This is a genomic window from Nesterenkonia sp. DZ6 (assembly GCF_022565835.1).
Taxonomy (GTDB): Bacteria; Actinomycetota; Actinomycetes; order Actinomycetales; family Micrococcaceae; genus Nesterenkonia.
The window spans coordinates 353,181-368,487 of the sequence record NZ_JAJOYW010000003.1; the positions used below are offsets into that span (position 1 = coordinate 353,181).

Consider the following 15,307-nt stretch of genomic DNA (forward strand, 5'->3'; position numbering starts at 1 on the left):
TGCCTCCGGTGATGGCGACCAAGGGACTCAACGTCTTCTACGGCGATTTCCATGCGGTGGATGATGTGAACCTCAACTTCAACCGTCGTGAGGTCACCGCGCTCATCGGTCCGTCGGGCTGCGGCAAGTCGACTGTGCTGCGCAGCCTGAACCGGATGAACGACCTCATTCCCTCGGCGCGGATCGAGGGTGAGGTCACCTATCACGGCCAGGACATCTACCAGCCGAAGATCGACCCGATCGAAGTGCGGCGTCGCATCGGCATGGTCTTCCAGAAGCCCAATCCCTTTCCGAAGTCGATCTTCGACAACGTTGCCTACGGGCCGCGGGTGACCAAGATGAAGGTCGAGTCCATGAATGATCTCGTGGAGCAGTCACTGCGCCGCGCGGCCCTCTGGGACGAGGTGAAGGACAATCTGAAGGGCTCTGCCTTCGGTCTTTCCGGCGGCCAGCAGCAGCGCCTCTGCATTGCCCGTGCCATCGCTACGTCTCCGGACGTGATTCTGCTCGATGAGCCATGCTCTGCGCTCGATCCGATCGCCACCGCCGCGATCGAGGATCTGATGACAGACCTCAAACAGGAGTACACCCAGATCATCGTCACCCACAACATGCAACAGGCCGCGCGCATCTCTGACACGACCGCGTTCTTCACCGCTGGCCTCGATCAGGACAACGGAAAGCGCATCGGGCGGCTCGTGGAGTACAACGACACCTCCACCATCTTCAACAACCCGGCCGAGAAGTCCACCGAGGACTACGTCTCCGGACGCTTCGGCTGATCGTTCTGCTGCTGGGCCTGGGCGCGTCCGATCAGGACGCGCCTAGACAAGCAGCAGGCTCATCACCGTCGTGAGCAGCGCCGTCACTGTGGCGGCGACCAATGGGGTCAGCACCCAGTAGAGGCAGATGAGTCGGAACTGACGCCAATGGACCGTGGCGAAGCGCTGATTCGACCCAGCCCCGATCACCGATGAAGCCGCGGTCAGTGACGTGGACAGCGGCAGGGCGAACCCCAGCGATCCGATGAAGAGCAGTCCCGAAGTGGTCGTTGTGGCCACCATGCCGCGCAGCGGGTCGATGTCCACCAGACGATGGCCCAGCGTGTGCGCGATTCGCCACCCTCCGGTCAGGCAGCCAGCACCGATCAGCAGCGCGAACGCGACATACGCGTAGGGCAACCAGGCCTGAGCCGCTTCGATCTGCGCTGCCGTTGAGGCGGTGATCAGCACGAAGGAAAACCGCTGACCCTGCTGCAGTCCGGTGCCCAGGGATGTCACGCCGACACTCACCGACTGCGCCATGCGTGAGGTGGAGTTGACGGCGTCGGGATCACCACCGCGCGCGAAGCGCACAGCCGCGAAGACCAACAGGTAGGCCAGCCCGAACGCGACCAGCGGAGACAGCAGGAGCGTGAGCGCGACCCCGACCCACGGCATGGCAAGAACTTCCGCGAAATCGAGATCCGCGACGACCGCGGCAGCCAGGGTGCCCCCGAGGAATGCCGCCAGCAGAGCATGGGTGATTGACGTCGGCATGCCCCTGAGGTAGGTGAAGATATTCCACCCAAGCAGGGTCGACGCCGCGCAGAGCGTCACCGTCAGCAGCAGTACTGGATCCATCTCCGGGAATTCGAACCAAGTGAAGAGGTAGATCCCCAGCGGGAGAGTGAGCAGAACTCCCAGGGCGTTGAAACCCGCCGCCACACGTGTCGCCACCCGAGGTGTGAGCGCCCTGGTGCGCACCGGAATGGCGATGGCATTGGGAACATCATGGAGCCCGGCCACGTAGGCGTTGGGAACCAGCACAAGGCAGATGAGTCCGAGCAGAATCATCTCCACGCGGGCGCCTCAGGACTCGCGAACGATGATTGAACCGGCAGTGACCGCCACCGTCCGCTGGTCGTCTATCGCGGCCAGCAGTGCATCTGCGATCTGCGCCTGCTGCAGCGCGATGTTCGGTTGGAAGGCATTGTCGGTGCTGGTCATCCACACCCGGTGGGTCCGGTTTGCCTGTTTGGTCAGGCGCTGCATCTGAATCCAGTACTCCTCCAGCAGATCGAAGTCCTCCAACCGGGACATCGCCGCCACGGTGAGGTCCAGCTGGCGGCTCAGCGTCTCCAGCTGGTCGGCGCTCTGGCTGGGCAGGCTCAGATGTGGGCGGGCGAGGATCAGGTCACCTGCGGCGACCACGTGCTCCATGGTGCGGTTGAGCTGCTGGGAGAGGGCATAGATGTCGTGACGCGGCAGCGGGGTCAGGAAGACGCTGCGGATATGAGTCATCAGATTGAAGTGCAGGTCCACCGCTCGACCCTCCAGGCCGAGCAGCTGGTCCCGCAGGGCGGCCCGGTCCTCGTTCGGGCTGCCGAGCAGCTGCGAGATCAGCTGCACCCCGGAGCGCACTTCCCGGGCGATGCTGGCCAGCAGGTCGGTGGCCTCAGGCTTTCGCTGGCCTCTGCGTACGATCATGCGGTGTGTTTCCCCAGGTGAACGAGTGTCGACGTGTCGGCCACGAGTGTATAGCCCGAACATGAACTCGGCCGTGATGGCCTGGGATGAGCGCCGGTGAGGGCACGTGCAGAAGAGCTGGCCGAATCGGCGTGGAAGATTAAGGTGTGCCGGGCTGGGAACGCCTCACGGCGCGGGGCCGCTCGAAGCGGCTCAATAATGGAGCCCGGGGGTTACCGCAGCCCGGCACACCTCAAGTGTGCTCCTTGTTCGGGCACTCGGTCAACTACGCGTCGGGGCAGGTTCGAAATCCGCCCCCCGATGAAGTATGCCCAGGCCTACGCTGAGCGCTGACCTGGGCATACCTGTCTCCAGTGGAGGGCTATGGTGGGCCCTGCGGGACTCGAACCCGCGACCAGCGGATTAAAAGTCCGATGCTCTACCAACTGAGCTAAAGGCCCCTGTGAAGCCTCTGAAGACGTGCCCTATGGTATCGCCGCCGGGGCCTGCGGCATAATGACGGACACTATGCAGGTCGTCAGTTGAGCGGCCCGCATACCGAAGCGAATCTCTTCAAGGAGGACGCGATGACCAGACAGCCCCGCCACCGTCGGCCGAGCTACACGGAGCCGGCAGCCTTTGATCAGCGGGAGGGCGGCGCGGATCCGGCCATCATCTCCCAGGCCGCCCACGACACCGCCCACGCGCTGGTCTTCCACGGTCGCGACTCCGATGATCCCGAGGTGACGGAGCGGTTCATACGACTGGCCGAGACCGAAGGCATCGAGGCCATCGCCGAGCTCTGGGCCGACTCTCCGGCACACTCGCTGGCCGGCGGTCTCTGGAGGATCTACGCGATCCGAGCCGCTGTGAACAAAGATCCACAACGGATGAGTGAGTACTACCAGCTGGGCAAGACCGACTCGGCGCCCCACGCGATCGCGGGCGTCGCCGAGCCGCCCACCGCCCAGGAGATGGACCGACTGGCAGATCTGGTGCTCGCGGGGATGTACCGCGGAGACATCGATTCGGCCTTCGACCGGGCTGGGGCATTCTGTCGGGTCATTGCCCGCGGGCAGGCACTGTGGGCGGGAGGCTCCGAAGAGCACAGCCCGGAATCGGCCCGCCGGCTCACCGAGCGTGCCGACCAGCTGCTGCGCACCGCGGAGGAGCTTGAGAGCGCCGCACGGGGCTGTCGCGCCGGAACTCTCGACTGAGCGGCCGCTCCGCGCTGCACTTGGGGACGTGGGCACCCTCGGAACCCCTTTGGTGGACACGACTGCCGATGAGCTGGAGGTCATCTGGGAGTAGGGTCCCCTCCCGCGGGCTTACACTCTCCTCGTGCACCAGAACACTGCGAATCTCCCCACGGCGCTGCCCACCGGTGAATCCGTCCTGCAGGGCCTGCCCTGGCGGTGGAACACCCAGGGCCGGATCTTCCTCATCGGTGGGCTCGGCTTCATGTTCGACGCCTGGGACGTCTCGCTCAACGGCATCCTGATCCCGCTTCTCTCCGAAGAGTGGAACCTGACACCCTCGGACGCCGCCTGGATCGGCACGGCGAACCTGATCGGCATGGCCGTGGGTGCGGTCATGTGGGGCACGATCGCCGACCGGATCGGGCGCAAGAAGGCCTTCGCCTGGACGCTGCTGATCTTCTCGCTGTTCACCGTGGCCGGTGCCATGACCGGAAGCCTGGAATGGTTCGTGCTCTTCCGCTTCCTCGCCGGCGTCGGCCTCGGCGGCTGCATCCCGGTGGACTACGCCCTGGTGGGCGAATTCACCCCGGCCAAGCAGCGCGGACGGGTGCTCACCGCCATGGACGGCTGGTGGCCCATCGGAGCGGCGCTCGCCGGGTTCGTCTCGGCCTGGCTGGTCGGGACATGGGGCGACTGGAGGCTGCCGCTGCTGGCCATGATCCTGCCCGCGCTGCTGGTCTTCGCGGTGCGGCTCTATGTGCCTGAGTCTCCGATGTATCTGATGCGCCAGGGGCAGATGGAGGAGGCGCGCAAGGTCATCGACTCGATGGTGACCCGCACCGGGGCGCCGGTCCAGGAGTACACGATGGAGACCACCCAGGCTCCCGCGAAGCTCAGCTTCCGTGCGGTGGGAGAGCAGCTGAAGCTCGTCTGGGCGCACGGCTGGCGGGTCACCACCGTCTCCTGGGTGCTCTTCCTCGCGATCATGACCGTCTACTACATCGCGATTCAATGGATGCCCACCCTTCTGATCGACGCCGGGTACGAACAAGATCAAGCGTTCATCCGCACCGCAGGAATGGCCGCCGTCGGACTCGTCGGGGTGGTGATCTCCACGGTGCTCGTGGAGATCACCGGACGCCGGGTGCTGCTGGCGATCTCCGCTCCGGTGGCCACCGCGATGCTGGTGGTGCTCGGGCTGACCATGCACCTGCCCACCGCCGTGCTGATCCTGCTGCTTGGCTTCGGCATGGTGATCCAGATCGCGATCCCGGTGCTCTACACCTACGTCTCTGAGCTCTACCCCACGGAACTGCGCGGATCGGGCTTCGGCTGGGCATCGACCATCTCGCGGATCGGCGCCGGGCTGGGCCCGCTGCTCTTCATCGCCTGGATGGAGCCGACCTTCGGGCTGGCCGGAGCCTTCGGGATCTGCCTGATCGGGGTGGTTCTGGCGGTGCTGCTGATGCTCAAGCTGGCTCCGGACACCACGGCCAAAGAGCTTGCCTGAGCCGAGTTCTGCTGCATCAGGCCAGTGAACATCACCGAAACATCCGAGCAATGTTTGAGCGGGAAATGTGCCGTACTATTGCCTGCATCACTCGTTTCTCGGCACCCGTATGGGTGCCGTTCTTGCACCATGAGGAGAACCCCATGAAGAGGTCCTTCAAGACCAGCGGTGCCATCGCCGCGACGGCCGCCGCAGCACTGATCCTGTCCTCCTGTGGAGAGGCCCCTGAGGAGGAGGGCGACGGCGCCGCCTCCGAAGAGGTCGACTACAAGGCATGCCTGGTCTCCGATGAGGGTGGCTGGGATGACCGCTCCTTCAACCAGTCTGCGTTCGAGGGCCTGGAGATGGCGATCGACGAGCTCGGCGTCGACTCCGCCGATGCGCAGTCCACCGCCGAGTCTGAGTACGGCCCCAACGTCGACACGATGGTCCAGCAGAACTGCGACGTCGTCTTCGGCGTCGGCTTCCTGCTTGAAGAGGGCCTGCGTGAAGCCGCCGAGGCCAACCCCGAGACCGACTTCGCGCTGATCGACTCCTACTTCAACTTCGAAGAGGGTGAAGAGCCGGAGAACGCGAAGCCGCTGGTGTTCAACACCGGTGAAGCCGCCTACCTGGCCGGCTACGTCGCCGCCGCGATGTCTGAGACCGGAGTGGTCGGCACCTGGGGCGGCATCCAGATCCCCTCGGTGACCGTCTTCATGGACGGCTACGCCGACGGCGTGGAGCGCTACAACGAGGACAACGACGACGACGTCGAGGTGGTCGGCTGGGACAAGGACGGCCAGAACGGCAGCTTCTCCGGCGACTTCAGCGACCAGACCCAGGGCCGTGAGGTCACCGAGCAGCTGCTGAGCCAGGACGCCGACGTCATCATGCCCGTGGCCGGCAACGCCGGAGTCGGTGCAGGTCCCGCCCTGGAGGCAGCCGACGCCAAGATGATCTGGGTCGACTCCGACGGCTACGAGTCCACCGACTACGGAGACATCGTGCTGACCTCGGTGATGAAGGAGATCGGCGCCGCCGTCTACGCCACCATCGATGAAGGTGTCCAGGACGGCTTCACCAACGAGTCCTACGTGGGCACCCTTGAGAACGAGGGTGTCGGACTCGCACCGTTCCACGACTTCGAGGACGAGGTGCCCTCCGAGGTGGCAGAGGCCATCGAGCAGCTGCGCCAGGAGATCATCGATGGCGAGACCGTCATCGAGTCCGAGAACGCCCCGTCCTGACCCGCGAATAACTGATTGGCGACACCGCAGCGATGAAGCTTGAGCTCAGAGGAGTCACGAAGCGGTTCGGCTCCTTCACCGCCAATGACCGGATCTCCCTCACCGTGGAGCCGGGCGAGATCCACGCCCTGCTCGGTGAGAACGGAGCTGGCAAGTCCACTCTGATGAACACCATCTACGGGCTCTACAGCCCCGACGAGGGTGAGATTCTGCTGGATGACCAGGTGGTCAGCTTCAACGGGCCCGGTGACGCCGTGGATGCCGGGATCGGCATGGTGCACCAGCACTTCATGCTGATCCCGGTGTTCACCGTGACCGAGTCGGTCGCGCTGGGCTACGAGCCCACCCGCGCCGCGGGCATCATGGACATGGCTCAGGCCCGCGCGAAGGTCCTGGAGATCTCTGCGCGCTTCGGCTTCGACGTGGACCCCGATGCGCGCATCGAGGACCTCCCGGTCGGGGCTCAGCAGCGCGTGGAGATCATCAAGGCGCTGTCCCGCGACGCGAAGGTGCTCATCCTCGACGAGCCCACCGCGGTGCTGACCCCGCAGGAGACCGACGAGCTGATCACCATCATGGGACAGCTGCGTGACTCGGGCACCTCCATCGTCTTCATCACCCACAAGCTGCGTGAAGTCCGCGCCGTGGCCGATCGCATCACCGTGATTCGGCGCGGCGCCGTGGTGGGGGAGACCTCCCCGCAGTCGACCGAGACCGAGCTCGCCGGGCTGATGGTCGGCCGCGAGGTCAACCTGACCACCGCCAAGGAACCGGCGGATCCCGGTGAGGTCTGCTTCGAGGTGCGCGGACTGACGGTGCTCAACAGCGCGGACAAGGTGGTCGTCGACCACGTCGACTTCCAGATGCGCCGGGGCGAGATCCTGGTCATCGCCGGGGTCGACGGCAACGGGCAGAGCGAGCTCGCCCAGACCGTCTTGGGGCTCCGGACCCCGGTGGCGGGCAGCATCCTGCTCGATGACAAGGATCTGGCTCCGCTCAGCGTCAAGCAGCGCCTGGCGGCCGGACTGGGCTTCGTCCCGGAGGACCGCAGCACCGACGGCGTCATCGGCGCCTTCACCATCACCGAGAACTATGTGCTGGACATGTATGACCGGCCCCCCTACGCCGGGGGCCCCGGAAACGTCGCGCTGCGGCTGCCGGTGATGCGCGAGGCCGCGCAGACCCAGGCGGAGCGCTTCGATGTGCGCATGGGCGGCGTGGATGACCCGATCTCTACGCTCTCTGGGGGCAATCAGCAGAAGGTCGTGCTGGCCCGTGAGATGAGCCGAGACCTGCGGCTGTTCGTGGCCAGCCAGCCCACCCGCGGCCTCGATGTCGGCTCCATCGAGTTCGTGCACCGCACGATCATCGAGGAGCGCGACAAGGGCACGCCTTGCCTGATCGTCTCCACAGAGCTTGACGAGGCGCTGAACCTTGCCGATCGGATCGCGGTCATGTACCGCGGCAGGATCGTAGGGATCGTGCCGGCCAGCACCAGCCGCGATGTGCTCGGACTGATGATGGCCGGGGTGCCCGCCGATGAGGCGCAGGCCCAGGCAGCCACCCACCACACCGTGCTGGCCGAGGCCGACGAGCAGGCCGAAGCAGAGGAGAACAAGTGAGCGCATCAGGGTCGCAGCAGGGAATGACCCCTGCCCCGAAGCCCGAGCAGCAGAGCCCTTGGGCCGAGGCCGAGGGTCGACTCTCGCGTGTGCTGCGCGAGCTGGGCCAGACCTCCTGGCTGGTGACCGTGCTGGCAGTCGTCGTCGCCCTCGTGGTCGGCGCGGTGCTGATCCTCGCCGCCAACCGCGACGTCCAGGCCAGCCTGAGCTATTTCTTCGCCCAGCCCACCGCCTTCCTGGAGACCTCCTTCCAGGTGCTGCGGGAGGCGTATTCATCGCTGTTCCGCGGGGCGGTCTTCGACTGGCAGGCGCCCTCGGCGGCGCGTTCGATCCGACCGCTGACCGAGACGATGGTCTACTCGGTGCCGCTGATCCTGGCCGGTCTCGGCATCGCCATCGGCTTCCGCTCCGGGATGCTGAACATCGGCGGCCAGGGACAGATCATCCTGGGCGCCACCTCCGCCGGGTTCCTCGGCTATGCGCTCTCGATGCCGGTGGGACTGCACGCGCTGCTCGCGCTCGCCGGCGGCATCCTCGGCGGCGCCATCTGGGGTGGGATCGCCGGAGTGCTCAAGGCGCGCACCGGGGCCAACGAGGTGATCGTGACGATCATGCTCAACAACATCGCCATCTATCTGCTCGCCTGGTTGCTGCAGCAGCAGTGGTACAAGCAGACCGGCTCCAACCAGCCGCTCTCGAGCTCGGTCGATGAATCCGCGCAGCTCTTCTCGCTGCTCGGATCCGGGTTCCGACTCCACGCCGGGTTCCTCATCGCCATCCTGGCCACCCTCGGTGTGTGGTGGCTGTTGGAGCGCTCCACGCTCGGCTTCGAGTTCCGCGCCATCGGGGAGAACCCAGAGGCAGCGCGGACTGCCGGGATCAACGTGCCCAAGGCCACCGCGCTGGTGCTGGTGATCGCCGGTGGTCTCGCCGGCCTCGGCGGCGCCGCCCACGTGCTGGGCACCGAGTATCGACTCGCCGGCGGCGTGGCCGGCACCTTGGGCTTCGACGCCATCACCGTGGCGCTGCTCGGACGCTCCAAGCCCCTGGGCACCTTCCTGGCGGGGCTGCTGCTGGGCGGGCTGCGCGCCGGCGGCGTGCTGATGCAGGCTCAGACCGGCACCCCGATCGACATCGTGCTGGTCCTGCAGGCCGTGATCGTGCTGATGATCGCGGCCCCGCCGCTGGTGCGCGCGATCTTCTTCCTGCCCCACGCCGATGGGCGCCCGCGGATCCGCACCCGACGCTCCCGGCGCACGGCGAAGGGTGCGGCCCCCACCGGCTCCACGACGGAGCGGGAGCTGCAGACCTCCGGCGCACCGAGCGCCGGTTCGCGGAGCACCGGACCATCGGGCACCCATGCGCCGGGCACCGGGCCGAATGACACGCAGCCACCGAGCACCACGACACAGGAGCCTGGCAAGTGAGCGAACAGACCGTGAGCACCGCTGCCGTCCAGGCGGACCCGCTGAAGCGGGCTTCCACCGGGGTTCGTCCGATCTCCTGGAAGTACCCGATCACCTACGCCGTGCTGGCAGCGTTGAGCGTGCTCTTCGCGCTGACCGTTCCGGAGGGCGCGCGGACTCACTTCCGACTCTCCTCGGGCGGGGACTTCTTTCAGATCCCGATCGTGGAGCTGCCCTCGCGCCCAGCAGGTTGGATCTCGGCGGTGGCGCTTGTCGTGCTGGCTGGCTTCGCCTTCTGGCAGGCGTCTCGCCGCGCGCAGGCCCGGCTGTGGCTGCCGCTGCTCTTCGGCGTGCTCTTCGTGTTCGCGTTCCTGGTCTGGGCCGGCGCCGACCGCGGCGCCGTCATCCCGCTGGTCACCATGCTCACCGGGGCATTGGCACTGTCGGTGCCGCTGATCTTCGGCGCCATGTGCGGACTGGTGGGTGAGCGCTCAGGCGTCATCAACATCGCCATCGAGGCGCAGCTGCTGGCCGGAGCGTTCCTCGCCGCCGTCGCCGCCTCGGTGTTCACCAGCGCCTACATGGGGCTGGTCTTCGCCCCGATCGCCGGTGCGCTGGTCGGTGCGCTGCTGGTGTTCTTCTCGGTGAAGTACCAGGTGAATCAGATCATCGTCGGCGTGGTGCTCAACGTGCTGATCATCGGGCTGACCGGATTCCTCTTCTCCACGGCGCTGACCCAGAACCCAGAGCTGTGGAACGCCCGCCAGCAGCTGCCGCGACTGCCGATCCCGGGGCTCTCGCAGATCCCGATCATCGGCCCGGTGCTGTTCAACCAGACCATTCTGGTCTACCTGATGTACCTGATCGTGGGGCTCCTGAATATCTTCCTCTTCCGGTCCCGCTGGGGCCTGCGCACCCGCGCGGTGGGGGAGCACCCCAAGGCCGCAGACACCGTGGGCATCAAGGTCAACCGGATGCGGGTCTACAACGTGATCCTGGCCGGGGCGATCGCCGGACTCGGCGGTGCCTTCTTCACCATCGGACAGGGGCTAGCCTTCGGCAAGGAGATGTCGGCAGGCGCCGGCTTCATCGCGCTGGCTGCGATGATCCTCGGTCGCTGGCACCCCATCGGGGCGCTGCTGGCAGCCCTGTTGTTCGGGTTCTCCACCTCACTGGGCAACGTGCTGGCCACCATCGGCACCCCGGTGCCCTCCGAGGCGCTGTTGATGCTGCCCTATGTGATCACCATCTTCGCGGTGGCAGGCTTCGTGGGCAGGGTCAGGCCTCCTGCGGCCAACGGCACCCCATACGTGAAGTAGGCAAGGCGCCGATAGGCCGCCTTTACCGCAGACGACCTTCCCTATAGGCTCTTACCAGCTCAAGCAGCGGGCTCTCGGTTCACTACTTGAGGGTTGCCTATGGAGCACGTTTCACGTTCGACCGCACAGCTCACCGGCCGCCACGCCACTCTTCGCTCGCGGGGGGCGCGCGAACTCCGCGTCAGCGACCTCATGTCTCCCGTCGAGTCGGTCGTCTCGGTGACCGCGTCGCTGAGCGACGCCGCGGCGCTGGTGCGTGGTCTGGACTCGGCCGCACTGGTCGTCGGACTTTCCCACCAGCCGCTGGGCCTGATCACCGAAGCCGCTCTGGCCGAAGTGGCCTTGGAGCATCCTGCGCAGTGGGAGAAGAAGCGCTGCGCCGCGCTCATCGGGGTCGCCCCCGGCCCACTCAGCCCGGAGGACCCGATCGAGGAAGTGCTGGCCCGGTACCGCATCTCCGGAGCGCAGCCGCTGCTGGTGCTCGACGGAGACCATGCGGTGGGGATCATCTACCCAGACCCGGTCTTCAGCTGGTGCCTGACCCAGCCCTCCTCGGTGTTCGACGCACTCGGCCTCGGCCGTGCCCCACACTGATCCTCGACCCACACCGACCCTCGACCCACACCGACCCTCGACCCACACCGACCCTGGGAAGAAGGCAACCAGTCAGATCCCGCTTGGTCGCCGCTGTGGATTACTGTGGCCACTGGATCCGTTGAGATCCAGCACACAGTCCCAGTACACACCAGAATGAGGCGCCATGAGAATCGCAGTCACCGGATCCACAGGCAAGCTCGGCACCGTCGTGGCGCGGGAGCTGCGATCCGCGGGTCATGAGATCATCGGCCTCGATGTCGAAGGCGCCCGCGGCCCGGGCTTCGTGAAGCTGGATCTGACCGACTACGGCCAGGTCATCGACGCGCTGGGCGGGGTCGCGGATCAGCACGACGGCGTGGACGCTCTGGTGCACCTGGCCGCTGTCCCGGCGCCCGGAATCCGCACCGACGTCGCGACCTTCCACAACAACGTGACGGCCACCTTCAACGTCTTCTGGGCCGCAGCCCGGCTCGGGATCGACCGGATCGTCTGCGCCTCGAGCGAGACCGTGCTGGGACTGCCCTTCGACACCCCTCCGCCCTACATCCCGGTGGACGAGCAGTACCCCGCACGGCCCGAGTCCACCTACTCTCTGGTCAAGCACCTCGAGGAGCAGATGGCGGTCGAACTGGTCCGCTGGAACCCGCAGCTCTCGATCACCGCGCTGCGCTTCTCCAATGTGATGAACCCCGAAGACTACGCAGACTTCCCGGCCTTCGACTCCGACGCGAGGCTGCGCAAGTGGAACCTCTGGGGCTACATCGACGCGCGCGACGGCGCCCAGGCCGTCCAGCGCGCCCTCGAGGTCGCCGGCCCGGGGTTCGAGCGCTACATCATCGCCGCCGCGGACACGGTGATGTCCCGGCCCAACGCGGAACTCGTCGCAGAGGTCTTCCCGGAGGTCGCGCTGCGCGGTGAGCTCGGCGTCAATGACACGCTGCTCTCCATCGAGAAGGCCCGCCGGGAGCTCGGCTACGAGCCGAGGCACTCCTGGCGCGATGCCACAGACCCCGCCTCGGGCTGACCCTCAGGCTGACCGCGGGCCCTGTGCCTGCACAGCGTCAGCTCCGAACCAATCGTCAGCTCCGAACCAACCCTCAGCTCCGAACCCAGCGTCGGCTCGGAACCGCAGGCCACAGACGAGCGGCCCCCGCTCCAGTGATGGAGCGAGGGCCGCTTGTCTGTGTGGGTCTGCCGCAGCAGGCCGATTCAGGAACGCACATTCGCCTTTCGGGTCTGCGGGTACCGGATATCTTCGACCATCTCCTGCACGTGCTCGCTCGGCGGCGCCGTGAGTTTGGAGACCACCACGATCACGATGAAGTTGATCGCGGCACCGATGGCACCGATGCCCTCGGGAGAGACGTTGAAGAGGTGATCGTTCGCGCCGGTTCCGAAGACCTCCAGCGTGTAGATCATGTAGGTTCCGGTGAACGCCAGACCGGTCAGCATGCCTGCGGTGGCACCCGGACCGTTGGCCTTCTTCCAGAAGATCCCGAGGATCAGGATCGGGAAGAAGGTCGCCGCTGCGAGGCCGAAGGCGAACGCGACCACCTGGGCCACGAATGCCGGCGGGTTGATGCCGGCCCAGATGGCGAACAGGATCGCAACGCCCATGGCGATGCGTCCGACCATCATCTGCTCCTTCTCGGAAGCACCGGTCTTCTTGAAGACCCGGAAGTACAGGTCGTGCGAAGCGGCGGAGGAGATGACCAGCAGCAGACCTGCCGCGGTGGACATGGCTGCCGCCATGCCGCCGGCGGCCATCAGGCCGACGATCGGAGCGGGAAGCCCGCCGATCTCCGGTGAGGCCAGGACCAGGATGTCGTTGTTGACGATCAGGTCCGCCCCGGATGTCGCCAGGTTGGACACGGTTCCGATCGTCTCGACGTCCTCGTTCACGGTCACCAGACCCGTCGGAGCCCAGGTGTTGATCCAGTCAGGCAGGCTGTCAGGACCCTGGCCCTGCACACCCTGGAGCAGGTTCAGCTTGGTGAAGGCACCCACGGCAGGAGCCGTGAGGTAGAGCAGCGAGATGAAGAACAGCGCCCAGAAGGCCGAGTAGCGAGCACCGCGGACCGTCTTGGTCGTGTAGAAGCGGATGATCACATGCGGCAGACCGGCGGTGCCCAGCATCAGCGAGAGCGTCACCAGGAAGACGTCGATCTGGCCGCCTGCGCGGCCGGAGAACGCCTCGGTGAACTCATTGAGCCCGAACTCCACGCTGAGCGAGTCCAGTTCTGCCAGGATCTGCCCGTAGGAGATCTGCGGAACCGGAATGCCCGTGGTCTGGTAGGCCACGGCGAAGGCCGGGATCAGGTAGGCGATGATCAGCACGGTGTACTGCGCCACCTGGGTGTAGGTGATGCCCTTCATGCCGCCGAGAACGGCGTAGATGAAGATGACGACGGCGACCAGCACCACGCCCCATTCGACGCTCAGTCCGAGGAAGCGGCTGAAGACGATGCCGCCGCCGGCCATCTGGCCGACCACGTAGGTGAAGGAGACGACGATCGCGGCGATGGCCGCGACGATGCGCACCGACTCCGAATAGCGGTCACCCACAAACTCGGGCACCGTGAACTTGCCCCATTTACGGAGGTAGGGAGCCAGCAGCAGTGCAAGCAGGACATAGCCGCCGGTCCAGCCCATCAGGTAGACCGAGCCGTCGGAGCCCAGGAAGGCGATCAGGCCGGCCATGCCGATGAAGCTGGCGGCACTCATCCAGTCCGCCGCGACCGCGGCGCCGTTGGCGAGCGTTGGGACGCCCTGAGAGGCGACGTAGAACTCCTTGGTCTCCTTCACCCGAGAGCGCCACGCGATGGTGATGTAGATGCCGAAGGTCAGGATGATGAAGAAGAAGGTCCAGAACTGAGTCTCGTTCACTTGTAACCACCTTCTTCGTTGCGCTCGGCCACGCCGAACTCGTCATCGATCTTGTCCATCCACAGCGCGTAGACCAGGATCAGGATCACGAAGACGTAGATCGATCCCTGCTGGGCGAACCAGAGGCCGAGTGGGAAGCCGAGGATCACGATGTTGTTGAGCGGCTCGATCAGCAGGATGCCGAAGCCGAATGAGACGGTGAACCAGATGACCAGCAGGGTGATCATCAGTCGGAGGTTCTTCTTCCAGTAGCGCTTGCGCCAACTGGTGTCCTCCGCCTCTGGCGGACCGCCGGAGGTTCCCTCATGTGCCACATCGGACATGGGAGACTCCCTTCTTCCTAGTGCGAGTAGTGCGGGGCGATTCACCCACGCGGATGCGCAGGGACTGGTCTAAGAAAGTCAAAATGTGGCACAAATCACAAGCCCGGGGACCTTCAGCGGTGCATCTGTGTTTGCCAGCGGCGCGAATCCCGCGCTGAGCGGGTCAGTCAAGCAGAATCACCGTTCACCTGCCGGAAGACGCCGTTCAACGCCCGGAAGCCGCCGTTGATCAGTTTCTCCGGCGCATGCTTCGTCTGTGTCGCCGATCACATCTAGGATGACGGCATGACCACGACAGCGGACAAAGGGATCTACGGCGGCATCACCGCGCGGCTGAAGGCTGGCAGCGCCACGGGCTGGGGCGTCTTCCACCCCGGCAGCAAGGCCATGATCCTCGGCGGTCTCATGCTGATCGTCTCGGCCTTCCTTCCCTGGGTCTACCTGCCCTTCATGGCGCAGGTCACCGGGGAGACCTACGCTCTGCGCGGCACCGACGGCCCCGGAGTGATCACCCTGGCGGTGGGCTTCCTGGCCTTCGCCGGCGCGTTCGTGCCGCGCCGCAAGCTGGCGATCGCCCACGCCGGGATCCCAGGCCTGATCGTCACCGGCATCGTGCTGCTGCAGGCCTGGAACATCCTCGCCTTCTCGGCCAGCTCCGGCGCCTGGGGCGGACTCCTGCCCGGCATGGGTCTCGTGCTCGCCGGCGGCGGCGCAGTGGTCCTGCTCAAGTCCTCCTGGAACATGTACCGGACGTGGCTCCCCGCCTGAG

The 15,307-nt window shown here is 66.0% G+C and carries 14 protein-coding genes and 1 tRNA gene; 10 read left to right on the forward strand and 5 right to left on the reverse strand.

The features are described 5' to 3' along the window. The first annotated feature begins 11 nt into the window (after window positions 1–11). Window positions 12–782 (forward strand): phosphate ABC transporter ATP-binding protein PstB, encoded by a 771-nt coding sequence (gene pstB, locus LTH93_RS10175; RefSeq protein ID WP_241470920.1) that lies wholly within the window; start codon window positions 12–14, stop codon window positions 780–782. A 42-nt stretch (window positions 783–824) separates the two neighbouring features. On the opposite strand, the gene LTH93_RS10180 is transcribed toward pstB, so the two are convergent. The 3 genes from LTH93_RS10180 to LTH93_RS10190 form a co-directional block, all read right to left on the reverse strand. After that, window positions 825–1,835, reverse strand: a complete 1,011-nt coding sequence (locus LTH93_RS10180; RefSeq protein ID WP_241470921.1) for an inorganic phosphate transporter — start codon at window positions 1,833–1,835, stop codon at window positions 825–827. A gap of 15 nt (window positions 1,836–1,850) precedes the next feature. Continuing rightward, on the reverse strand, window positions 1,851–2,468 hold the full coding sequence (locus tag LTH93_RS10185; RefSeq protein ID WP_241470888.1) for a DUF47 domain-containing protein: 618 nt from the start codon (window positions 2,466–2,468) through the stop codon (window positions 1,851–1,853). Between the two features lie 364 nt (window positions 2,469–2,832). Continuing rightward, a tRNA-Lys gene (locus tag LTH93_RS10190) sits at window positions 2,833–2,908 on the reverse strand. Between the two features lie 126 nt (window positions 2,909–3,034). Here LTH93_RS10190 and LTH93_RS10195 point away from each other — a divergent pair. The 8 genes from LTH93_RS10195 to LTH93_RS10230 all read left to right on the forward strand — a co-directional run bounded on the left by LTH93_RS10195 (window position 3,035) and on the right by LTH93_RS10230 (window position 12,353). Beyond that, the gene (locus tag LTH93_RS10195) at window positions 3,035–3,664 is read left to right on the forward strand and encodes a hypothetical protein (protein ID WP_241466327.1); all 630 of its coding nucleotides are present in this window, start codon (window positions 3,035–3,037) and stop codon (window positions 3,662–3,664) included. Between the two features lie 124 nt (window positions 3,665–3,788). After that, complete coding sequence (locus LTH93_RS10200) at window positions 3,789–5,156, forward strand: MFS transporter (RefSeq protein ID WP_241466326.1); 1,368 nt, start codon at window positions 3,789–3,791, stop codon at window positions 5,154–5,156. Window positions 5,157–5,299: 143 nt separating this feature from the next. Beyond that, window positions 5,300–6,385: a BMP family lipoprotein gene (locus tag LTH93_RS10205; protein WP_241470889.1), complete on the forward strand. Its 1,086-nt coding sequence runs from the start codon at window positions 5,300–5,302 to the stop codon at window positions 6,383–6,385. Window positions 6,386–6,417: 32 nt separating this feature from the next. Further along, window positions 6,418–8,007: an ABC transporter ATP-binding protein gene (locus LTH93_RS10210; protein ID WP_241470890.1), complete on the forward strand. Its 1,590-nt coding sequence runs from the start codon at window positions 6,418–6,420 to the stop codon at window positions 8,005–8,007. A gap of 23 nt (window positions 8,008–8,030) precedes the next feature. Then, window positions 8,031–9,434, forward strand: coding sequence for an ABC transporter permease (locus LTH93_RS10215; protein ID WP_255727519.1), 1,404 nt, complete (start codon window positions 8,031–8,033; stop codon window positions 9,432–9,434). Further along, the gene (locus LTH93_RS10220) at window positions 9,431–10,732 is read left to right on the forward strand and encodes an ABC transporter permease (protein WP_370642751.1); all 1,302 of its coding nucleotides are present in this window, start codon (window positions 9,431–9,433) and stop codon (window positions 10,730–10,732) included. The genes LTH93_RS10215 and LTH93_RS10220 overlap by 4 nt, the downstream gene beginning before the upstream one ends. Window positions 10,733–10,924: 192 nt before the next feature. Beyond that, window positions 10,925–11,326 (forward strand): hypothetical protein, encoded by a 402-nt coding sequence (locus LTH93_RS10225; RefSeq protein WP_241470892.1) that lies wholly within the window; start codon window positions 10,925–10,927, stop codon window positions 11,324–11,326. 166 nt (window positions 11,327–11,492) lie between these two features. Then, on the forward strand, window positions 11,493–12,353 hold the full coding sequence (locus tag LTH93_RS10230) for an NAD-dependent epimerase/dehydratase family protein (RefSeq protein WP_241470893.1): 861 nt from the start codon (window positions 11,493–11,495) through the stop codon (window positions 12,351–12,353). 185 nt (window positions 12,354–12,538) lie between these two features. Here LTH93_RS10230 and LTH93_RS10235 read toward each other — a convergent pair whose 3' ends face one another. Together LTH93_RS10235 and LTH93_RS10240 are read right to left on the reverse strand one after the other, a co-directional pair. Then, on the reverse strand, window positions 12,539–14,215 hold the full coding sequence (locus tag LTH93_RS10235; protein WP_241470894.1) for a sodium:solute symporter family protein: 1,677 nt from the start codon (window positions 14,213–14,215) through the stop codon (window positions 12,539–12,541). Continuing rightward, window positions 14,212–14,538, reverse strand: coding sequence for a DUF4212 domain-containing protein (locus LTH93_RS10240; protein ID WP_241466319.1), 327 nt, complete (start codon window positions 14,536–14,538; stop codon window positions 14,212–14,214). Before LTH93_RS10240 ends, LTH93_RS10235 begins: the two co-directional genes overlap by 4 nt. Window positions 14,539–14,823: 285 nt before the next feature. Here LTH93_RS10240 and LTH93_RS10245 point away from each other — a divergent pair, with 285 nt between their 5' ends. After that, window positions 14,824–15,306 carry a hypothetical protein gene (locus LTH93_RS10245; RefSeq protein WP_241470895.1) on the forward strand — a complete coding sequence of 161 codons (483 nt, stop codon included), beginning with the start codon at window positions 14,824–14,826 and terminating at the stop codon, window positions 15,304–15,306. Window position 15,307 lies beyond the last annotated feature (1 nt).